Below are 20,012 nucleotides of genomic sequence, written 5' to 3'. Positions count from 1 at the left end.
GACGCCGCGCGGCGCCCTCCTCACACCCGGACGAGCATCTTGCCCAGGTTCTCGCCGCGCAGCAGGCCGAGGAACGCCTCCGGGGCGTTCTCGATGCCGTCGACCACCGTCTCGTCGTAGGAGACCTTCCCGTCGCGCAGCCAGCCGGCCATCTCCCGGACGAACTCGTCGCGCAGGTGGCCGTGGTCGCCGACCAGGAAGCCGCGCAGGGTGAGCCGCTTGCCGATGACCAGCGCCAGGTTGCGCGGCGCGGCCGGGGGCTCGGTGTCGTTGTACTGCGCGATCATGCCGCAGATCGCCGCCCGGCCGTGCACCCGCATCGCGGAGATCGCCGCCTCCAGGTGGTCGCCGCCGACGTTGTCGAAGTAGACGTCGACGCCGTCGGGCGCGGCGGCCCTCAGCGAGTCGCGCACCGGCCCGTCGTGGTAGTCGAACGCGGCGTCGAAGCCGAGCGCGCGCAGCCGTTCGACCTTGGCCGCCGAGCCGGCGCTGCCGACCACCCGGCCGGCGCCCCGCAGCTTGGCGATCTGCCCCACGAGGCTGCCGACCGAGCCGGCGGCGGCGGAGACGAAGACGGTCTCCCCCGGCTTCATCCCCGCGACCTCCAGCAGCCCGGCGTACGCGGTCAGGCCGGTCATCCCGAGCACGCTCAGGTAGGCCGTGACCGGGGCGAGGTCGGGGTCGACCTTCCGCGCGGCCTTCGCGTCGAGCAGGGCGTACTCGCGCCAGCCGAGGCCGTGCAGCACGGTGTCGCCGGGCCGCAGGCCCCCGGCCTCGCCGGCCACGACCTCACCGACCGCCCCGCCGTCCAGCGGCGCGTCGAGCGCGAACGGCGGCACGTAGGACTTGACGTCGTTCATCCGCCCCCGCATGTACGGGTCGACCGACAGGTAGCGGTTGCGGACCACGATCTGGCCGGGGCCGGGGGTCGGCACCTCGGTCTCGACGAGGCGGAAGTTGTCGGCGGTCGGCCAGCCCTGCGGGCGGGACGCGAGGTGGATCTCCCGGTTGCGGGTGCTCACCGCGCCTCCCCGACGGTGAGGGCGACCTCGACGTTGCCGCGCGTGGCGTTCGAGTAGGGGCAGACCTGGTGGGCCTGCGCGACGAGTTGCTCGGCGGCGTCGCGCGCCACGGCCGGGAGGTCGACCACGAGGGCGACGGTCAGGCCGAAGCCCCCGCCGCCGTTCGGGCCGATGCCGACCTCGGCCTCGACGACCGAGCCGGTGACGTCGGCCTTCGCCTTGCGGGCGACCAGGCGCAGCGCCGAGTGGAAGCAGGCGGCGTAGCCGGCGGCGAAGAGCTGCTCGGGATTGGCGGCGTCACCGGCGCCACCCATCTCCTTCGGCACGGCCAGGCCGAGGTCGAGGGTGCCGTCGGAGGTGCGGACGTGGCCGTCCCGACCGTCGCCGGTGGCCCGGGCGGACGCGGTGTAGAGCACCTGCATGGTGGTCACTGCTCCTTCTGTCGGTGGATCGTCTCGGTGACCCGGGTGAGGGTGTCGCGCAGGGCGACCAGCTCCGCCTCGGTGAGGCCGGTGGCGCGGGCGACCCGCAGCGGCACGTCGTGCATGCGCCGCCGCAGGGCCCGGCCGTCGCCGGTCAGACCCACCTCCACCCGCCGCTCGTCGCGCGCCGACCGCGTCCGGACCACCAGGCCCGCCGCTTCCAGCCGCTTGAGCAGCGGGGAGAGCGTGCCGGAGTCCAACCGCAGCGCGGCGCCGAGCTCGGAGACCGTGGGGGCGTCGTCGCCGTGCTCCCAGAGCACCAGCAGCACCAGGTACTGCGGATAGGTCAGGCCGAACTCGTCGAGGACGGGCCGGTAGACGTCGGTGAGGGCGCGCGACGCCGCGTAGAGCGCGAAGCACACCTGCCGGCGCAGCACCAGATCATCGGTCACCCCGGAAACATAGCCCGCAATTCAATTGCGCACAACCGATCGGGGCGCGCTGTGGCCGTCCCCACCCGCGCCGGGGACGGTCAGCGGTCGCCGAGGTACGCCTCCAGTTCCACCTCGACCAGGTGATCCGGATCGATCAGGCCGGCCACCACCACCATCGTGGCGGCCGGGCGGACGGCGCCGAAGACCGCGTTGTGCGCCCGGCCCACCTCGTCGGCGTACGCGCGGTCGGTCACGTACATCCGGGTACGCACCACGTCGCCGGGTGCCGCGCCCACCTCGGCGAGCGCGTCCAGGCCGATCCGCAACGCCTGGGCGGTCTGCGCCGCCGCGTCGCCGACGTGGGTCACCACCCCGTCCACCGTGGAGGTGCAGCCGGCCGTCCAGGCCAGGTCGCCGGCCCGGACGACCCGGCTGTAGCCGTAGACCGACTCCCAGGGGCCGCCGGAGCCGAGCCGGGTGACGGTCACGCCGCCGCCAGGGTTTCCAGCGCCTGCGCCACGGTGAAGGCGCCCGCGTACAGGGCCTTGCCGGCGATCACGCCCTCCACGCCGATCGGCTCCAGGGTCGCCAGCGCCCGCAGGTCGTCCAGCGTGGAGACCCCACCGGAGGCGATCACCGGGGCGTCGGTGCGGGAGCAGACCTCGCGCAGCAGGTCCAGGTTGGGCCCGCGCATGGTGCCGTCCTTGGTGATGTCGGTGACCACGTACCGCGCCGCGCCGGCCTTGTCCAGCCGCTCCAGCACCTCGTAGAGGTCGCCGCCGTCGCGGGTCCAGCCCCGCGCGGAGAGGGTACGGCCCCGCACGTCCAGCCCGATCGCGACCCGGTCGCCGTACTCGCCGCAGATCCGGTCGCACCAGACCGGGTCCTCCAGGGCGGCGGTGCCGATGTTCACCCGCGCCGCGCCGGTGCCGAGCGCGGCCTGCAACGACTCGTCGTCGCGGATGCCGCCGGAGAGCTCCACCTTGACGTCGAGCTGGCGCACCACCTCGGCCAGCAGGTGGGCGTTGGAGCCCCGGCCGAACGCCGCGTCGAGATCGACCAGGTGGATCCACTCGGCGCCGTCCCGCTGCCAGGCCAGGGCGGCCTCCAGCGGGTCGCCGTACGTCGTCTCGCTGCCGGCGGCGCCCTGCACGAGGCGGACGGCCTGGCCGTCGGCGACGTCCACGGCGGGCAACAGGGTGAGGCTCACGATTCTTCTCCTCGGTTCAGGTACGACGGTCCAGGGCGATCACCACGATCGCCGGCAGTACGAGCAGCAACAGCACGACCAGCGCGATCCGCAGCGCCAGGTCGTCCACGAGCGACCAGATCAGCAGCATCGCCGCCAGGGTCAGCAGCACGATCGCGGCCCGCTCACCCCGGCTGTGGCGGGGCAGCCGGCCCGCACGCCGGCGGCGCAGCACGGGCGTGAGGCGGCGGACCAGCGCGCGGCGGCGCTGCCGGCGGGCCGTCCGCCGCTGCCGGACGAGACGTTCGCGGGCCGCCTCGGCCTCCCGGGCCGCCCGGCGGCGGGCCCGCTCCTTGCTCACGGCGTCCCCCGCCGGCCGCCGGGGGCGGACCGGCGCGCCGCCCGGGGCAGCCGCTCAGTCACCGGTGGGAAGCGTGGCGAGCCAGTTGCGCAGCAGCGCGGCACCGGTGTCGGCGGACTTCTCGGGGTGGAACTGCGCGGCGCACAGCGCGCCCCGCTCCACCGCCGCCACGAAGTCCGTCTCGTGGTGGGCGGTGGTGACCGTGGCCCCGGCCGCGGCCAGCGCCCCCGGGTCCCCGACCGCGTACGAGTGCACGAAGTAGAACCGGCTGTCGGCGGGCAGCCCGGCGAAGAGCACCGAACCGGCCGGCGCGGACACCGTGTTCCAGCCCATGTGCGGCAGTCGGGCGGCGGCCAGCCTCGTCACCCCGCCCGGGAGCAGCCCGAGGCCCTTGGTCACCACGCCGTGCTCGTCGCCGTGCTCGAAGAGCACCTGCATGCCCACGCAGATGCCGAGCACCGGACGGCCGGCGGCGACGCGCTCGGCGATCACCGGCCCGGCGCCGAGCGCCTCGATCCCGGCCATGCACGCCGCGAAGGCGCCCACGCCCGGCACCACCAGGCCGTCGGCCTCGGCGGCGGCGGTCAGGTCGTCGGTGACGGTCACGTCCGCGCCGGCCCGGGCGAGCGCCCGCTCCGCCGAGCGCAGGTTGCCCGACCCGTAGTCGAGCACCACGACGTCGCTCACGCCGACACCCCCGCCCGCCCGGCGGGCGCCACGAACCGCCCGGCGGGACGCGTCGTGTGCGCGGCGGGGATCGCCGTCAACCCGGTCACGAGCCCTCCCCCGGCAGCAGCCAGAGCACGCCGGCGGCCGTGGCCAGCACGGCCAGCAGCGCGGTGACGACCACCGCGCCGCGCGGCGCGCCCTGCTTGTGCAGCGACCACGTGCCGCCCACCAGCACGCCGGCCAGGATCAGCAGCAACGTCGGCAGCACCTCGCCCATCAGCCCCGCCCTCCGTCCGCGACCACGGCCGGCCGCCGCGCCGCCTTCCGCGCGCCCATCAGAGGGCGCCCTTCGTGCTGGGGATCGCGCCCGCGGCGCGCGGGTCGATCGCGGTGGCCTCCCGCAGCGCGCGGGAGACGGCCTTGAACTGTGCCTCCACCACGTGGTGGGCGTCGGGGTGGCCGCCGGGGCGGGCCGCCCGCAGCACGTCCACGTGCAGGGTGATCCGGGCCGCCTGACCGAAGGACTCCCAGATGTGCCGGGTCATGCTGGTCGGATAGACCGGGCCGATGTACGGCGCGAGCACCGGCTCGTCGTGCACCACGTACGGGCGGCCGGAGAGGTCGACCGCGGCCCGGACGAGGACCTCGTCCATCGGCACGGTGGCCGAGCCGTACCGCCGGATTCCGGCCTTGTCCCCCAGCGCCTGGTCGAACGCGGCACCCAGGGCGAGCGCGGTGTCCTCCATCGTGTGGTGGGCGTCGATCTCCAGGTCACCGACGGTGCGCACGGTGAGGTCGAAGCCGCCGTGACGGGCGATCTGGTGCAGCATGTGGTCGTAGAAGCCGACCCCGGTGCCGATCTCGGCCCGGCCCGTGCCGTCGAGGTCGATCTCGACGAGGACCTTCGTCTCCTTGGTGATCCGCTCCACCCGGGCGGTTCGGCTCATTGCTTACCTTTCCATCGTGACTGCGGGGCTCGCACGCTCACTCCTCGCGCCCCCTCGGGAGCTGCCGCACCGCGGCGAGGAACGCGTCGGTCTCGGCGGGGGTGCCGGCCGTGACCCGCAGCCAGCCGGGCAGGCCGACGTCGCGGACCAGCACGCCGTGCTCCAGCAGGGTGCGCCAGGCGGCGGCCTGGTCGCCGCCGACCTCGAACAGGACGAAGTTGGCGTCGCTGTCGGCGACCCGGAACCCCGCGCCGCGCAGCTCCGCCACGATCCGGTCGCGCTGCGCGGAGATCGCGGCCACGGTGCCGAGCAGGGCGTCGCGGTGCGCCAGCGCCGCCCGGGCCGCGGCCTGGGTCAGCGCCGAGAGGTGGTAGGGCAGCCGGACCAGCTGCACCGCCGCCACCACGGCCGGGTCGGCGGCCAGGTAGCCCAGCCGGCCGCCGGCGAACCCGAACGCCTTGCTCATCGTCCGGGTCACCACCAGGCGCGGGTGCCCGGGCAGCACCGCCAGGGCGCTGACCGTGCCGGGTCGGGCGAACTCGGCGTACGCCTCGTCGACCACCACCATGCCCGGCGCGACGTCGAGCACCGCGGCGACCACCGCCGGATCCAGGGCGGTGCCGGTCGGGTTGTTGGGCGAGCAGAGGAAGACCACGTCCGGCGCGTGCTCGCGGACCTGGTCGACCGCCTCGGCGGCGGTCAGCCCGAAGTCGACGCCGCGCCGGGCCGGCACCCACCGGGTGCCGGTGCCCAGGGCCAGCAGCGGGTGCATCGAGTACGCGGGGACGAAGCCGAGCGCGGTGCGCCCCGGCCCGCCGAACGCCTGGAGCAGCTGCTGCTGGATCTCGTTGGAGCCGTTGGCGGCCCACACCTGCTCGACGGAGAGCCCGTGGCCCAGGTAGCCGGCGAGGTCGGCGCGCAGCGCCACGGCGTCGCGGTCCGGGTAGCGGTTGAGGTCGCGCAGCTCCGCCGCGAGGGCCTTGCCGATCGCGTCCACCACCGGCTCGGGCACCGGGTAGGAGTTCTCGTTGGTGTTCAGCCGCACCGGCACGTCGAGCTGCGGCGCCCCGTACGGCGACAGCCCGCGCAGGTCGTCGCGGATCGGCAGGTCGTCGAGGGTGGTCACGCCGCCACCCCGCTGCGCCCGGCGCCGCCCCGGCGGGGGCCGCGCGCGCTCACGACGCGGCTCCCGGGAAGCGGACGCTGACCGCCTGCCCGTGGGCCGGCAGGTCCTCCACGCCGGCGAGGGTCACCACGTGCGGGGCCACCTCGCGCAGCGCCTCCCGCGTGTATTCGACCAGGTGGATGCCGCGCAGGAAGGACTGCACCGACAGCCCGGAGGAGTGCCGGGCGCAGCCGCCGGTGGGCAGCACGTGGTTGGAGCCCGCGCAGTAGTCGCCGAGCGACACCGGCGACCAGGCGCCGACGAAGATCGCCCCGGCGTTGCGCACCCGCAGCGCCCACTCGCGGGCGTCCCGGGTCTGGATCTCCAGGTGCTCGGCCGCGTACGCGTCGACCACCCGCAGCCCGGCGTCGAGGTCGTCGACCAGGACGACGCCGCTCTGCTCGCCGGTCAGCGCGGTGGTGACCCGCTCGGCGTGCTTGGTGGCCGGCACCTGTCGGGCCAGCTCCCGCTCGACCGCGTCGACCAGCTCGACCGACGGGGTGACCAGCACGCTGGCCGCGAGGGGGTCGTGCTCGGCCTGGCTGATCAGGTCGGCCGCGACGTGCGCCGCGTCGGCGGTGTCGTCGGCCAGGATGGCGATCTCGGTCGGGCCGGCCTCGGCGTCGATGCCGACGACGCCGCGCAGCAGCCGCTTGGCGGCGGTGACCCAGATGTTGCCCGGGCCGGTGATCATGTCGACGGGGTCGCAGTGGGCGGTGCCCTCGGCGTCGACGGCCGCGCCGTACGCCAGCATCGCGACGGCCTGGGCGCCGCCGACGGCGTAGACCTCGTCGACGCCGAGCAGGGCGCAGGCGGCGAGCACCCGGGCGTCGGGCAGGCCGCCGTTGTCCTTCTGCGGCGGGCTGACCACCACCAGCGAGCGGACCCCGGCCGCCTGGGCCGGCACCACGTTCATCACCACGGTCGACGGATACATCGCCAGGCCACCGGGGACGTAGAGCCCGACCCGGTCGACCGGCACCCAGCGCTCGGTCACCGTGCCGCCCGGCACCACCTGCGTGGTGTGGTCGCTGCGGCGCTGGTCGGCGTGCACCCTCCGGGCCCGGGCGATGGACTCCAGCAGCGCGGCGCGCACCCCCGGGTCGAGGGTGCCCTCCGCCTCGGCGATCGCCTCGGCGGGCACCCGCAGCACCTCGGGCGAGACCCCGTCGAACCGAACGCTGGCCTCCCGGATGGCCGGGTAGCCATGCTCCCGGACCGCCTCCACGAGCGGGCGGATCCTCTCGACGGCCACGGAGACGTCGAGCTGGGCACGGGGCAGCAGGCGGCGCGGGTCACGGACGCCGCCGCGCAGGTCGATCCGGTTCAACACCCTTGCGAGTCTAGGCGGCCCGTCCGGACGTCGACCGCCGCCGCCCGTACGCCGGGACGGTGAGCCGGGACACGCCGCCGCGCCGGGATCGGGCTAGGCTCGACGCGTGACTGCGCGGCTGCCGGTGTTTCCGCTCGGGACGGTCCTCTTCCCCGGTCTGGTGCTGCCGCTGCACATATTCGAGGAGCGCTACCGCGCCCTCGTCCGGCACCTGGTCGGGCTGCCCGAGGGCGCCCCGCGCGAGTTCGGCGTGGTGGCCATCCAGGCCGGCTGGGAGGTCGCGCCCACCGCGCCGGACGGCCGGCCGGTGCCGGGCGGCGGCGACGTCACCCTGCACGAGGTGGGCTGCACCGCCGAGCTGCGCCAGGTCACCGAGCGCCCCGACGGGGGCTTCGACATCGTCACCGTGGGCAGACGCAGGTTCCGCATCGCCGGCGTCGACCGCGAGGCCGCGCCCTATCTCACCGCCGAGGTGGAGTGGCTGCCCGAGCCGGGCGGGCCGGACGAGGTCGCCGACCTGCTCGCCGCCCGGGTGATCTCGGTGTTCCGGCAGTACCTGGGGCTGATCCGGGCCGACCAGGAGGAGCTGTCCGAGCAGCTGCCGGAGGATCCGACGGTGCTCTCCCACCTGGTCGCCGCGACGGCGGCGCTGACCGTGGCCGACCGGCAGCGGCTGCTCGCCATCGACGACACCGCCGCCCGGCTCCGCGCCGAGCTGCGCCTGCTCAACCGCGAGGCGGCGCTGCTGCGCCAGGTGCGGGCGGTTCCGGTGCCCCTGGCGGAGCTGGCGTCCCCGCCGACTCCCAACTGACCCCGGGCTCGCCGGGCTCGGGCTCCGGGCGCAGCGACGGCCAGCGGGACCAGCCGGCCAGCAGGGTGTACGCCACGGCCGCGCCGAACGCGGGCAGCAGCAGGTTGCCGTGCGGCACGGGCAGCACGCCGAACACCAGGTCGATCCCGCCGGCCCGCAGGTCCGCCGGCTTGCTGAAGGCCCGGCCGTCCGGGGCGGTCTCCAGCAGCCGCTGGTATCCGGCCAGCCCGACGCGCCGCCCGACCTGCCAGGCGACCAGCGCCGCGCCGAAGGTGCCGAGCACGCCGGTGAGCAGGCCGACCGGCCCCCGCACGCGGCGCAGCACGAACCACAGCGCGAGCGCGGCCAGCACCCCGAAGCCGAGCCCGAGCAGGCTGAACCAGCCGTCGGCGGCGACCGGCTGCTCGGGCTGCGGCTCGGCGTAGATCGCGCCGTCGGGCACCTTGACCACCGGGGTGTCCGGGGCGAGCGCGGCCCAGAGCAGCCCGAGCGGCACGCCCAGGGCGGTCAGCGCGAGCACCGTGCCCGCCGCGAGCCGCGCCACCCGGCCGCGCGGCGGCTCCGGCTCGGCCGGCGGGACCGGGTGGCCGACCCCGTGGACCGGGCCGTACGGGACGGCGCCGGGCCCCTCGTGCGGGCGCGGCGCGCCGGGGCCCCACGGGGCGGGCGGGCCGCCGGGCTCCCGGGTGCCGTACGGGCCGGCGCCGGGCGGGGCGTACGGGTCGGCGGCTGCGCTCGGGGACGGCACGGCGTGCTCCGCCGGGGCCGCCGGCGCGGGGGTGCCCGGCTCGTCGGTGCGGCGGCCGGGCCGGTCGGGTTCGGGGGTGTCCGCGCTCACCCGGTGATCCTCTCAGGCCGGACGGCGGCGCGGGTGGCCGGTGGCGGCACACCCGCTCACCGGGCGAACGGTTCCAGCATCACCGCCGCGGCCCGCAGCCACGCCTGCCGGGTCTCCTGCTGGAGCTGGTGGTACTCGATCGAGGAGCCGGTCTCCAGCGCCGGGTCGTACGGCACCACGGCGACGGCCCGGGTGCGGGTGGCGAAGTGCCGCTCCAGGTCGTCCTGCAACGACGAGCGGCCCGGCGTGGGGCAGGAGATCAGGGTCACGGCGTTGTCGGCCAGCTCGCCCATGCCCACCTCGTGCAGCAGGTCCAGCATCCAGTCGGCGCTGAACGCGGCGTCCTCGCGCGGCACCGTGGTGACCACGAGCTGGTCGGCCGCCTGCATGACGGTGCGCCAGTTGGCGCTCTCCACGTTGTTGCCGGTGTCCACGCAGACCACGTCGTGGGTGCGGCGCAGCAGCTCCAGCACCCGCCGGACGGTGAACTGGTCGAGCCGCTGGGCGAACCGGGGGCTCTCCTCGCCGGCCAGCACGTCGTACGAGCCGTCGGAGGCGTGCCTGAGGTAGTCGTCCAGGTGCTCCAGCAGCTCCGGCCCCTCCTTGATCTCGATGTGCGCGAGGTCGCTGACAAGGTGCCGGATGGTGCGGGCGTGCCGGGCGCTGCCGGCGCGCAGTCCGAGGGTGCCGCGCAGCTCGTTGTCGTCCCACGCCAGCACGCCCCGCCCGCGTACGCTGCCGACGGTCGCGGCGGCCAGCACGGTGGCGGTGGTCTTGTGCACGCCGCCCTTCGGGTTGGCGAACGCGAGCACCCGGGGGGTGCCCAGGTCGCGGCGGAGCACCCCGGCGGCGCGTTCCAGCTCGCTCTCCGCGCCGCGCGGGCGCCACTCGACCCGGGCCGGGTAGCTGGCGGCCACGGGCGCGGCGGGCGGCGGGGCCGGGGGCTGGTAGGCGGTCTCGGGCCGGTAGCCGCCGTCCAGCAGAGGGGCGTAGCGGGACTCGACCGGGGGCGGCTCGTGCCGGTAGCCGTTGTCCAGCAGCGCGTAGCGGGACTCGACGGGCTCGCGCCCGCGCCGCTGCGCCGGCACGACGGGCGTCGGCTCGGACTGGTGGGCCGGCGGCACACGGTGGTCGGGCTCGACCGGATAGCCCGGATCGGCGGGATAGCCCGGATCGGCGGGGTCCACCCGGTAGGCGGGCTCGGCGGGGTCCACCCGGTAGGCCGGCTCGACCCGGTAGGTGGCCTCGGCGCGGTAGCCCGCGTCGACCCGGCGGCCGTACTCCGCGCCGTAGGTCTGCGGTCCGGGCTCGGCCGCGTACCCCCCGGGCTCGGCGGCGTACGGCGGCTCGGGCGCCCGGCCGATGGCCGGCACCCGCGCGGCGTAGCCGTGGCCCGACGAGCGGCGGGGCAGCGGCTCCGGCGGGACCGGCGGGACCGGCGGCGCGGCGTGCCGGTCGGTCTCGGCCTGCTCGGCCGGGCGACCGCCGTGCCGGGCGCGGTCGAGCAGCGCCCGCCACCGCGGTGCTGGTTCGGCCGGCCGCGCCCAGCCGGTCTCGCTGCCCTCCACGGCTCGCCCTCCCAGCGCCATCGACGTCCGCCTGACAGGCTACGAACGAAACCCTATTCGGACCACACCCGTCCGCGCACCTCCGGTCCTGCCCACCGGCACCCGGCGGGTCCCGCGACGCCGCCGGCGGTCGTGTCTGCCGAGGTGGGGCGGGCCGGCGACGGGATTCCTGCCGGCGCCGGGCCGGACGGGAACGGTGACGAATCCGTCACCCGAAGTGCGGGTTCCGACGTTTCGCCCATGGCCGGGACCGCCGGCGTGCCCGGTCCCGGCCGTCGCCGCCGTCGCGCCGGCGGGGTACGACGCTCAGTCGCGCAGGATCTCCAGCGCCCGGGCCAGGTCGTCGGGGTAGTCGCTGACGAAGCGCACCTCGTCTCCCGTCCGCGGGTGCAGGAAGCTCAATGAGCGGGCGTGCAGCCACTGCCTGGTCAGGCCCAGGCGGGCGGAGAGGGTGGGGTCCGCGCCGTACGTCAGGTCGCCCACGCACGGGTGACGCAGGGTGGAGAAGTGCACCCGGATCTGGTGGGTGCGGCCGGTCTCCAGCCGGACGTCGACCAGGCTCGCCGCCGGGAACGCCTCGACCGTGTCGTAGTGGGTGATGCTGGGCTTGCCGCCGGAGACCACCGCCCAGCGGTAGTCGTGGGTGGGGTGCCGGTCGATCGGGGCGTCGACGGTGCCGCGCAGCGGGTCGAGGTGCCCCTGCACCACGGCGTGGTAGCGCTTCTCCACCTCGCGGTACTTGAACGCCCGCTTCAGCGAGGTGTAGGCCTGCTCGCTCTTGGCCACCACCATGATCCCGGTGGTGCCCACGTCGAGTCGGTGCACCACGCCCTGCCGCTCGGCGGCGCCGCTGGTGGAGATGCGGTGCCCGACGGCGGCCAGCGCGCCGATGACGGTGGGGCCGGTCCAGCCGGGGCTCGGGTGGGCGGCGACCCCGACCGGCTTGTCCACCACCACGATGTCGTCGTCGGCATACACCACCCGCAGCCCGGGCACCGCCTGCGGCACCACGGCGGGCGGGGCGGCCGGCGCGGGCAGGGTCACCTCCAGCCAGGAGCCGGCCTTGACCTTGTGGGAGTTGGCCCGGGCGACCCCGTCGACCAAGGCGTCGCCGGCGTCGACCAGGGCCGCGGCGGCGGTGCGGGAGAGCCCGAAGAGCCGCGACACGGCCTGGTCGAGCCGGGTGCCGTCGAGGCCGTCGGGGACCGGCAGGGAGCGGTGGTCGCGGCCGGCGGAGAAGGCGGAGGTCATGCCGGCCCCCGCTGACCCGCGTCGGCGGGCGTCGCCGGCTTGGCCGGCTCGTCCTTGCCGATCCGGCTGCCGTCGCGCTGGCGCCCGGTCAGCTCCAGCGCGACGGCGAGCACCACGCCGCAGACCAGGGCGCTGTCGGCCAGGTTGAACACCGGCCAGACCCGGCCGTACGGGTCGAAGAGGCTGACCATGTCCACCACGTGCCCGACGAACCAGCCCGGGGCGCGGAAGATCCGGTCGGTGAGGTTGCCGAGCGCCCCGCCCAGCACCAGGCCGAGCGAGATCGCCCAGGGCAGCGAGCGCAGCCGCAGGGCCATCCAGAGGATCCAGCCGACCACGCCGATGGTGATCAGCGGGAAGACCCAGGTGTGGTCGGAGCCGATGCTCCAGGCCGCGCCGCTGTTGCGGGTGAGGGTGAGGTAGACCGCGCCGCCGAGCAGCTCGACCGGCTCCCGGTCGGAGAGGGTGGCCAGGGCGAGGTGTTTCGTGGCCAGGTCGGCCACGAGGGCGGTCGACGCGACGCCGAGCAGGATGGTGACGGCCCGGCGGCGGGGCGTGCCGCCGCCCGGCTCAGCGCTGCCGGGCCCGGCGGGCGGTGCTTCGGACATCTGCTCCCCATCGACGCTCGCGGCGGCGCTGGCGCGCCGCCTCCCATGGCCGCCGGGGAGCGGGCGTCAGCGCCGCTCCTCCAGCTGCTTGCAGGTCACGCAGAGGGTGGCCGACGGGAACGCGGCGAGCCGCTCCACCGGGATCGGGTTGCCGCACCGCTCGCACCAGCCGTAGCCACCCTCGTCGAGCCGCTCCAACGCCCGCTCGACCTGCGTGATCCGTTCCAGGATGCTGTTGGCGAGAGAGATCTCCTGCTCCCGCTCGAACGTCTTGGTCCCGGTGTCGGCCTGGTCGTCCCCGGCCGAGTCGGTCAGCCGGTCGCGCTGCAGCTCGGTGATCTCGCTCAGCGTCTGATCGTACTCGCCGCGCAACTCGTCACGTCGCGCCGCCAGGGCCGCCCGGATCTTCTCGGTCTCCGCCGCGCTGCGGGTGGCCTTCACCACCGGCTTGCGGCCGGCGGTCCTGGTCTCGGCTGGCTTCGCCATCGTCGCTCCCTCGGCCACGGGACCGCGGCGGACCGCGGCACCTCGACAGGGGCCGCCGGCACCGGCGCACCCCAGGTACAAAACGGGCGCGCGGCCACGGGGCCGCGCACTCCGGAGATTCGCAAGAATACGGAACGTACAGGCGTCCGACAACGTGCCGCACCGACGCACCGCCGCTCGGCCCCGACTTATGACTTATCAGGACAAAGGGAACGCTAGCAGATCAGCCGTCGCGATCCTCGCCGTACTCGCCAAACCAGCGGGCCAGTCGGCCGCGCCGGCTCACCGCCCGCAGCCGCCGCTCCGCCTCGTCGCGCACCCCGGCGGTCGCCACGATCAGCAGACTGTCGCCGGTCTTCAGCCGGAAGTCCGGGCCGGGCACCACGCCCACCCCGTCGCGCAGCACCAGCGTCACCGAGGCCCCCAGCGGCAGCCGCAACTCGTCGACGTGCACCCCGGCCAGCCGCGAACCGGGCGGCACCTCGACCTGGAGCAGGTCGGCGCGCATGCGCTCCAGCGGGGCGGTCTCCACCCGGATCTCCGCCGCCTCGGCCGGGGCGGTCACCCGCAGCCGGCGGGCCACCGGCGCGAGCGTCCCCGTCTGGAGCAGCGTGAAGATCACCACCAGGACGAAGACCGAGTCGAAGAGGCGGTCGGCGCCGGGCACCCGCTCCGACAGCGGAATGGTCGCGAGCACGATCGGCACCGCGCCGCGCAGCCCCGCCCAGGACAGGAACGCCTGCTCCCGCAGGCCGAACCGGAACGGCAGCGCCGACGCCGCCACCGACAGCGGCCGGGCGAGCAGCACCAGCGCCAACCCGGCAACCACCGCCGGCAGCACCGCCGAGCCCAGCCGGCTCGGCGTGACGAGCAGCCCGAGCAGCACGAACAGCCCGATCTGCGCCAGCCAGGCCAGCCCGTCGGCGAAGCCGAGGATCGCCTGCCGGTGCGGCAGCCGGGCGTTGCCGAGGATCACCCCGGCGACGTACACGGCGAGGAAGCCCGAGGCGTGCAGCACCGCCCCGGCGGCGTACGCGAACACCGTCAGCCCGACCGCCGCGATCGGGTAGAGCCCCGCCGACGGCAGCGCGGCGTGCCGCAGCGCCCACCGCCCGCCGACGCCGGCCGCCAGGCCCACGGCCGCGCCGACACCCAACTCGTAGCTGACCAGGGCGGTCTCGTACCACCACGGGTGGGTCACCCCCTCCCGGGACAGCAGCACCACCAGGAGCACGACCGGGGCGTCGTTCATCCCCGACTCGGCCTCGAGGGTGGCCACCAGGCGGGGCGGCAGGCGCAGCCGGCGCAGCGTGGCGAAGACCGCCGCCGCGTCGGTGGAGGAGAGCACCGCGCCGTAGAGCAGGGCCAGCCGCCAGTCCAGCCCGAGCAGCAGGTGCACGGCGAGACCGACGACCAGGATGCTCACCACCACGCCGACGGTGGAGAGCAGGGCGGCGAGCCCGAGCACCGGGCGCAGCGTGCTCCACCGCGCCGTCAGCCCGCCCTCGGCGATGATCACGATGAGCGCGCAGAAGCCGAGGGTACGGGTCAGCTCCGCGTCGTCGAAGCGGATGCCCAACCCGGCCTCGCCGATCGCGACGCCGAGCGCGAGGTAGACCAGGAGGCTCGGCACGCCGAGCCGGGTGGAGAGCCGCACCGCCCCGACCGCGACCAGCAGGACGGCCGCGCCCAGCAGCAGCGCGAGATCCAGCCCCGGCGTCACGGTCGCCTGGCCCGGGCGTGCGTCACCCGGCGGCCCCGTCGCGCAGCCGGCGCAGCGCCTCGGTCAGCTCCGGGGCGCGACCCGCGACCGTGAAGAGCTTGTCGCGGCTGGCCGCGCCGGCCCGCAGCGACACCGCCGCCGGCCGTACGCCCAGCGCGCCGGCCAGCGCCCGCCGGGCCGCCTCGGTGGCCCGGCCGTCCACGGCCGGCGCGTTCACCGCGACCACCAGGGCGGGGCCGTGCGGACCGTCGTGGCGGCCGCCGACGCGGGCGCGGGCGGAGCCGGGCTTCACCCGGACCGCCACGGTCAGCGCGTCGTCCGTCGCCACCGGGCCGCTCAGATCCGGTCGGCGTCGGCGAGCAGGACGGTGTCCGGCGCGCAGTGGGCGCAGGGGGTGAAGCCGAGTTCGACGGCCTCGCCGACCGGCAGCGGCTCGTGTTCGCGGCCCGCGAGGTGGGCGCAGTGGGCCAGGTGGTAGCGGGGACGCCCGTCGACCACCCGCACCTCCGCGTCGAGGCGGGCGACCAGGGCGGCCTGCGCGGGCGGGACGTCCTGCGCGCCCGGCTCGTCGTCGTCGGTCGCCGGCACCATGCCGGGCCCGACGACCGGGGCCCCGACGTCGGTCACCGGCGGCTCGGGCGGTTGCCGCCACCCGGGGCCGCCGGCGTCGACCGTCGGAGGAACGTGCTGGACGGGGATCTCCGGCTCCACCGGTGGCCCGTACGCGAAGGCCGGGTCGGCCGGTGGGGTCGCCGTGCGGGACGGCCGCTGCGGCCGCTGCGCCGCCGCCCGGTCTGCGGCCGCCTGGCGGGCGCCCACGACCAGCGCGACGGCGGCCAGCAGGCTGGCCGCGATGGAGACGACGAGAAGAACGCTGGAGCCCCCGGCCAGGCCGGCCACCAGCAGTACCACCGCGACGAGGATGAGCAGGAGACTCGCGACTATCACGGCTCACCCCCGCCGCGTCGTACCGATGAGGGGCGGTCGGCGACCGTCACGGTGCGGACGGCCGCCGACCGATGATCAGCGGCCGGATTCGAGAGCGCCGGAGCGACCGCCGCCGTAGGAACCGGCGAGACCGGCGGCGGCGAGGCCGTTGCCGCCGGTTGCCCGGCCGCCCTCACCGCGGGTCATCTCGACCTCCAGGCCCTGGCCGCGGCCGTCGAGGTCGCGCAGCTGGCTCTCCAGGTAGGCCTTGAGGCGGGTGCGGTACTCACGCTCGAACTGCTTGAGCTCCTCGATGTGCTTCTGCAGCGCGGTGCGCTTGGCGTCCAGGCCGCCCATGGCCTCCTGGTGCCGCTGGCGCGCGTCGCGCTCGAGGGCGTCGGCCTTGGCGCGAGCCTCGCGAGTGACCTCCTCGGCCTTGGTGCGGGCCTCGGAGAGCAGCTGGTCGGCCTCGCGACGGGCGTCGGAGACGTGGTCGTCGGCGGTCCGCTGGGCCATCATCAGCACCCGCAACGCCTGCTGCTCGCCGTCGCCGGTGACCGCCGGCCCACCGGCCGAACGGACCTGCTCCAGCTCCGCCTGCATCGCCCGGGCGGCCTGCTCGGCCGCCGCCTTGTCGCGCTGCACCCGGTCGAGCTGGGCCTTGACGTCGTTGAGCTCCGCCGCGAGACGGGCGTCGCCGCCGGGGCCGGCGGGGGCGCCGCCACGGCCGCCGCGCTCCACCTGGGCACGCAGCTCGTTGTTCTCCTCGATGAGACGGGCAAGCTCGCGCTCGACCTCGTCCAGGAAGGCGTCGACCTCCTCCTCGTCATACCCCCGCTTGCCGATCGGCGGCTTTTTGAAGGCGACGTTGTGGACGTCGGCCGGGGTCAGCGGCATCGAAACTCCTCGGGTCAGTTGCGGCCGCGAAAGCGCGTCGGTCATCAGCCAAGGCTCATGATCGACCGCCTCAACACGAACTCCATCAGCACGAACAGGATAACCAGGAGCACAAGTGAGGCCAGGTCGATGCTCACGGTACCAATTCGCAGCGGAGGGATCACACGCCTCAACGCGTTGAGAGGGGGATCAGTGACGCTCCACACGATTTCCAGCCCCACCGATGCCCCGCGCCCCGGCTGCCAGCGCCGGCCGTACTGCAGGACGGCGCTCAGGACGAACCGGGCGAGCAGGGTGATGAGGAAGACATAGAGCACCAGGTACAGCACTTGCAGCACGATCGACAACACGACAGGCGACGTCCCTCGGGTCGGGCGGGGCTAGCTCAGACTGAAGAAGCCGCCCTCGGCGATCTTGGCCTTGTCCTCCGCGGTGACCTGGACGTTGGCCGGTGAGAGCAGGAACACCCGATTGGTCACGCGCTCGATCGTACCGCGCAGGCCGAACGCGAGGCCGGCGGCGAAGTCGACGAGTCGACGCGCGTCCGCCTCGTCCATCTCGGTGAGGTTGATGATCACCGGAACGCCGTCGCGGAAGTGCTCGCCGATGGTGCGCGCCTCGCGGTAGGTCGTCGGGTGCAGCGTCGTGATCTGGTAGCGCTGCTCCTCCTCGGCGACCACCGCCCGCTCGCGCGGCTGCGTCTGGGGCGCCAGGGCCAGGTTGTCCCGGGTGTGGTAGGTCAGCGCCCCACTGGTCTCGCCGGCCGTCGACCGGGTGATGGAGCGGACGCTGGACCGCTCCGCCCGCTCCGGGCGGTCGGCGTCGGCCCGGTCGGCGTCCGAGGCGCGGGAGGCGACCCGCTCGGAGAGCCGGCCGCGGTCGCCGAGGCGGGACCGGGGCGCCGGCGGTTCCTCGGAGTCGTCCTCCTCGTCGTCGGCGAAGTCCTCCGGGTACCGGCTCTGCCGGTAGCGCGAATCGCGGTAGCCACCCTTGTCGTAGCCACCGTCGTCGTAGGGCCGCTCGTCGTCCTCTTCGACCAGACCGAGCCAGACCCCCGCCTTGCGCAGTGCACCCATCCCGCGCCCTTCCCGTCCGCCGTGCGGCACGCGCCCCCGTGCCGTGTCGCTTGTCGCGAGTGGAACACTTCTGCCCACCGGACTGGTGCGGCAATCCCCTGACGCGCGATTCGCGTCGCACGCCACGACCCCCGATGACGGGACGCCGCCCCTTCAAACAACACAGATGTAATTTGCTTCTCTCGCGGTCAGGCTACCGCAGCGTGGGACGCATTCCGAGCAACGCGCTGCCGACGCGGACATGTGTCGCGCCGTAACGGAGGGCGATCTCCAGATCGCCGCTCATGCCGGCGGAGAGCGCCCCGGCTCCCGGGTGGAGCCTCCGGAACCCGGCGGCCACCTCGGCCAGCCGGGCGAACGCCCGCTCCGGCTCCCAGCCCAGCGGCGCCACCGCCATCAGGCCGGTCAGCCGCAGGGCCTCGGCGCCCGCCACCGCCTCGGCCACCGCGTCGAGGCCGGCGTCCGGATCGGCCGAGCCCGGCAGCGCCCCGCCCCGGGCCGCGTCGCCGTCGATGCTGACCTGGACCAGCACGTCCAGCGGCCGGTCCCGGCCGGACGCCGAGGCCCGGTCGAGCGCCCCGGCCAGCCGGACACTGTCGACGGAGTGGACCACGTCGGCGTAGCGGACCACCGACTTCGCCTTGTTGCGCTGCAACTGCCCGATGAAGTGCCAGCGGGGCGTCACCCCGGCCGCGGCCACCTCGGCCGCCTTGGGCGCCGCCTCCTGGTCGCGGTTCTCCCCCACGTCGAGCACGCCGAGGCCGGCCAGGGCCACGACGTCCCCGGCCGGGTAGGTCTTGGTCACCGCGATCATGGTGACCTCGGAGGTGTCCCGTCCCGCGTCGGCACACGCCTGCGCGATCCGGGACCGTACGCGGGCCAGGCCGGCCGCGAGTTCGGCGCGCCGGTCCGGGCGCACCGTGGCTGGGCTGTCGGTCATCGGCGGAACTCAGGAACCGTTCTTGAGGAAGTCGGGCACGTCGACGTCGTCGAAGAGCACCCGGCGGGGCGACTGCTGCGGGGCCGGCATGGTGGTCGGCGGCGCGACCGGCGGGTTGGGCTGCGCCGGCTGGTTCTGGTTGGGCTTGCGGGCCGCCGGCTCGGCCGCCTTGTACGCCGGTGCGCCGCCGTCGAAGCCCGCCGCGATGACGGTGACCCGCACCTCGTCGCCGAGGGCGTCGTCGATGACCGCGCCGAAGATGATGTTGGCGTCCGGGTGGGCCGCGTCGGTGACGAGCTGGGCCGCGTCGTTGATCTCGAACAGGCCCAGGTCGGACCCGCCGGCGATGGAGAGCAGCACGCCGCGCGCGCCGTCCATGCTCTGCTCCAGCAGCGGGCTGGAGATGGCCGCCTCGGCCGCCTCGACGGCGCGGTTCTCGCCGCGGGCGCTGCCGATGCCCATCAGCGCGCTGCCCGCGCCGCTCATCACGCTCTTGACGTCGGCGAAGTCCAGGTTGATCAGACCCGGAGTGGTGATCAGGTCGGTGATGCCCTGGACGCCGGAGAGGAGGACCTGGTCGGCGGTGCGGAACGCGTCCATCATGCTGATGTTGCGGTCACCGAGCGCCAGCAGCCGGTCGTTGGGGATGACGATGAGCGTGTCGCACTGGTTGCGCAGCTCGTCTATCCCGGACTCCGCCTGCACCTGGCGGCGCTTGCCCTCGAACGAGAACGGCCGGGTCACCACGCCGATGGTCAGCGCGCCGAGCTTGCGCGCGATGTTCGCCACGACGGGTGCGCCGCCGGTGCCGGTGCCGCCGCCCTCGCCGCAGGTCACGAAGACCATGTCGGCGCCCTTGAGCACCTCCTCGATCTCGTCGCGGTGGTCCTCGGCGGCGTTCTTACCGACGTCGGGGTTGGCGCCCGCGCCGAGCCCGCGGGTCAGCTCGCGACCGACGTCGAGCTTGACGTCGGCGTCGCTCATCAGCAGCGCCTGCGCGTCGGTGTTGATCGCGATGAACTCGACGCCCTTGAGCCCAACCTCGATCATCCGGTTGACGGCGTTGACGCCGCCGCCACCGATGCCGACGACCTTGATGACCGCCAGGTAGTTGTGCGGAGGTGTCATCCTCGGTCCTTTCCCTTCGAGATTGGCATGGGCCGACCCGGTACGGCCTGGCCAGACCAGCGGCCGACGACAGCTGTCACCAGCGAGGATCAGGATTAAACCCTCACCCTCTACTAGAGGCTTACAGTTATGTCAACCACTGATCCCCTTCGGGGCAACGTAAGCGCCCCCACGCCGTGAACCAAGGACCCGCACGGCGTGTCGCCCGCGGAGCGGG

25 protein-coding genes are annotated in these 20,012 nt (G+C 75.0%); 1 reads left to right on the top strand and 24 read right to left on the bottom strand.

Annotated elements, in window-relative coordinates; all coding sequences use genetic code 11:
- Positions 1-20 precede the first annotated feature (20 nt).
- From GA0070606_RS25010 to hisD, 11 genes are all read right to left on the bottom strand, one after another.
- Positions 21-1,022, bottom strand: a complete 1,002-nt coding sequence (locus GA0070606_RS25010) for an NADP-dependent oxidoreductase (protein ID WP_091104924.1) — start codon at positions 1,020-1,022, stop codon at positions 21-23.
- Entirely contained in the window at positions 1,019-1,444 is a 426-nt protein-coding gene (locus GA0070606_RS25005) for an organic hydroperoxide resistance protein (RefSeq protein WP_091108165.1), read from the bottom strand. Before GA0070606_RS25005 ends, GA0070606_RS25010 begins: the two co-directional genes overlap by 4 nt.
- Positions 1,445-1,449: 5 nt before the next feature.
- On the bottom strand, positions 1,450-1,896 hold the full coding sequence (locus GA0070606_RS25000; RefSeq protein ID WP_091104921.1) for a MarR family winged helix-turn-helix transcriptional regulator: 447 nt from the start codon (positions 1,894-1,896) through the stop codon (positions 1,450-1,452).
- Between the two features lie 80 nt (positions 1,897-1,976).
- Positions 1,977-2,366 carry a RidA family protein gene (locus GA0070606_RS24995; protein WP_091104919.1) on the bottom strand — a complete coding sequence of 130 codons (390 nt, stop codon included), beginning with the start codon at positions 2,364-2,366 and terminating at the stop codon, positions 1,977-1,979.
- Positions 2,363-3,088, bottom strand: coding sequence for a bifunctional 1-(5-phosphoribosyl)-5-((5-phosphoribosylamino)methylideneamino)imidazole-4-carboxamide isomerase/phosphoribosylanthranilate isomerase PriA (priA, locus tag GA0070606_RS24990; protein ID WP_091104916.1), 726 nt, complete (start codon positions 3,086-3,088; stop codon positions 2,363-2,365). The genes GA0070606_RS24995 and priA overlap by 4 nt, the downstream gene beginning before the upstream one ends.
- A gap of 16 nt (positions 3,089-3,104) precedes the next feature.
- A complete protein-coding gene (locus GA0070606_RS24985) occupies positions 3,105-3,428 on the bottom strand; it encodes a hypothetical protein (RefSeq protein ID WP_091104914.1) in 324 nt (107 codons plus the stop codon).
- 54 nt (positions 3,429-3,482) lie between these two features.
- Entirely contained in the window at positions 3,483-4,115 is a 633-nt protein-coding gene (hisH, locus tag GA0070606_RS24980; RefSeq protein WP_091104910.1) for an imidazole glycerol phosphate synthase subunit HisH, read from the bottom strand.
- An 85-nt stretch (positions 4,116-4,200) separates the two neighbouring features.
- Complete coding sequence (locus GA0070606_RS32685) at positions 4,201-4,374, bottom strand: hypothetical protein (RefSeq protein ID WP_176737412.1); 174 nt, start codon at positions 4,372-4,374, stop codon at positions 4,201-4,203.
- A 58-nt stretch (positions 4,375-4,432) separates the two neighbouring features.
- Positions 4,433-5,044: an imidazoleglycerol-phosphate dehydratase HisB gene (gene hisB / locus GA0070606_RS24975; RefSeq protein ID WP_091104907.1), complete on the bottom strand. Its 612-nt coding sequence runs from the start codon at positions 5,042-5,044 to the stop codon at positions 4,433-4,435.
- 37 nt (positions 5,045-5,081) lie between these two features.
- Positions 5,082-6,170 carry a histidinol-phosphate transaminase gene (locus tag GA0070606_RS24970; protein ID WP_091104905.1) on the bottom strand — a complete coding sequence of 363 codons (1,089 nt, stop codon included), beginning with the start codon at positions 6,168-6,170 and terminating at the stop codon, positions 5,082-5,084.
- Between the two features lie 49 nt (positions 6,171-6,219).
- Complete coding sequence (gene hisD, locus GA0070606_RS24965; RefSeq protein WP_091104902.1) at positions 6,220-7,542, bottom strand: histidinol dehydrogenase; 1,323 nt, start codon at positions 7,540-7,542, stop codon at positions 6,220-6,222.
- 106 nt (positions 7,543-7,648) lie between these two features.
- Between hisD and GA0070606_RS24960 the strand changes: the two genes are divergently transcribed.
- Entirely contained in the window at positions 7,649-8,353 is a 705-nt protein-coding gene (locus GA0070606_RS24960; RefSeq protein ID WP_091104899.1) for an LON peptidase substrate-binding domain-containing protein, read from the top strand.
- Here GA0070606_RS24960 and GA0070606_RS24955 read toward each other — a convergent pair.
- The 13 genes from GA0070606_RS24955 to ftsZ form a co-directional block, all read right to left on the bottom strand.
- Complete coding sequence (locus GA0070606_RS24955; RefSeq protein WP_425413069.1) at positions 8,268-9,191, bottom strand: DUF2567 domain-containing protein; 924 nt, start codon at positions 9,189-9,191, stop codon at positions 8,268-8,270. The two genes, GA0070606_RS24960 and GA0070606_RS24955, sit on opposite strands and share 86 nt — an antisense overlap.
- A 56-nt stretch (positions 9,192-9,247) precedes the next feature.
- Positions 9,248-10,780, bottom strand: coding sequence for a MinD/ParA family ATP-binding protein (locus tag GA0070606_RS24950; RefSeq protein ID WP_091104896.1), 1,533 nt, complete (start codon positions 10,778-10,780; stop codon positions 9,248-9,250).
- Positions 10,781-11,065: 285 nt separating this feature from the next.
- Positions 11,066-12,010, bottom strand: coding sequence for an RluA family pseudouridine synthase (locus GA0070606_RS24945; RefSeq protein WP_091104893.1), 945 nt, complete (start codon positions 12,008-12,010; stop codon positions 11,066-11,068).
- Positions 12,007-12,618 (bottom strand): signal peptidase II, encoded by a 612-nt coding sequence (gene lspA / locus GA0070606_RS24940; RefSeq protein WP_091104892.1) that lies wholly within the window; start codon positions 12,616-12,618, stop codon positions 12,007-12,009. Before lspA ends, GA0070606_RS24945 begins: the two co-directional genes overlap by 4 nt.
- Positions 12,619-12,684: 66 nt before the next feature.
- Positions 12,685-13,104: a TraR/DksA family transcriptional regulator gene (locus tag GA0070606_RS24935; RefSeq protein ID WP_091108162.1), complete on the bottom strand. Its 420-nt coding sequence runs from the start codon at positions 13,102-13,104 to the stop codon at positions 12,685-12,687.
- 223 nt (positions 13,105-13,327) lie between these two features.
- Positions 13,328-14,827, bottom strand: coding sequence for a potassium/proton antiporter (locus GA0070606_RS24930; RefSeq protein ID WP_091104889.1), 1,500 nt, complete (start codon positions 14,825-14,827; stop codon positions 13,328-13,330).
- Between the two features lie 22 nt (positions 14,828-14,849).
- Positions 14,850-15,155 carry a DUF167 domain-containing protein gene (locus tag GA0070606_RS24925; protein ID WP_091104886.1) on the bottom strand — a complete coding sequence of 102 codons (306 nt, stop codon included), beginning with the start codon at positions 15,153-15,155 and terminating at the stop codon, positions 14,850-14,852.
- Between the two features lie 8 nt (positions 15,156-15,163).
- Positions 15,164-15,775: a hypothetical protein gene (locus GA0070606_RS24920; protein ID WP_091104883.1), complete on the bottom strand. Its 612-nt coding sequence runs from the start codon at positions 15,773-15,775 to the stop codon at positions 15,164-15,166.
- A gap of 75 nt (positions 15,776-15,850) precedes the next feature.
- Positions 15,851-16,651: a DivIVA domain-containing protein gene (locus tag GA0070606_RS24915; RefSeq protein WP_091104880.1), complete on the bottom strand. Its 801-nt coding sequence runs from the start codon at positions 16,649-16,651 to the stop codon at positions 15,851-15,853.
- Positions 16,652-16,695: 44 nt separating this feature from the next.
- Complete coding sequence (locus tag GA0070606_RS24910; RefSeq protein ID WP_091104877.1) at positions 16,696-17,001, bottom strand: YggT family protein; 306 nt, start codon at positions 16,999-17,001, stop codon at positions 16,696-16,698.
- Between the two features lie 30 nt (positions 17,002-17,031).
- Positions 17,032-17,727, bottom strand: coding sequence for a cell division protein SepF (locus GA0070606_RS24905; protein WP_091104875.1), 696 nt, complete (start codon positions 17,725-17,727; stop codon positions 17,032-17,034).
- 193 nt (positions 17,728-17,920) lie between these two features.
- Positions 17,921-18,667 (bottom strand): YggS family pyridoxal phosphate-dependent enzyme, encoded by a 747-nt coding sequence (locus GA0070606_RS24900; protein WP_091104872.1) that lies wholly within the window; start codon positions 18,665-18,667, stop codon positions 17,921-17,923.
- A 9-nt stretch (positions 18,668-18,676) separates the two neighbouring features.
- A complete protein-coding gene (ftsZ, locus tag GA0070606_RS24895; protein WP_091104870.1) occupies positions 18,677-19,795 on the bottom strand; it encodes a cell division protein FtsZ in 1,119 nt (372 codons plus the stop codon).
- Between the last annotated feature and the right edge of the window lie 217 nt (positions 19,796-20,012).

This window comes from Micromonospora citrea, assembly GCF_900090315.1.
In the GTDB taxonomy this organism is placed as follows: Bacteria; Actinomycetota; Actinomycetes; order Mycobacteriales; family Micromonosporaceae; genus Micromonospora; species Micromonospora citrea.
The sequence above is the reverse complement of the archived record's forward strand: the minus strand, read 5'-3'. Positions and strand labels throughout refer to the sequence as shown.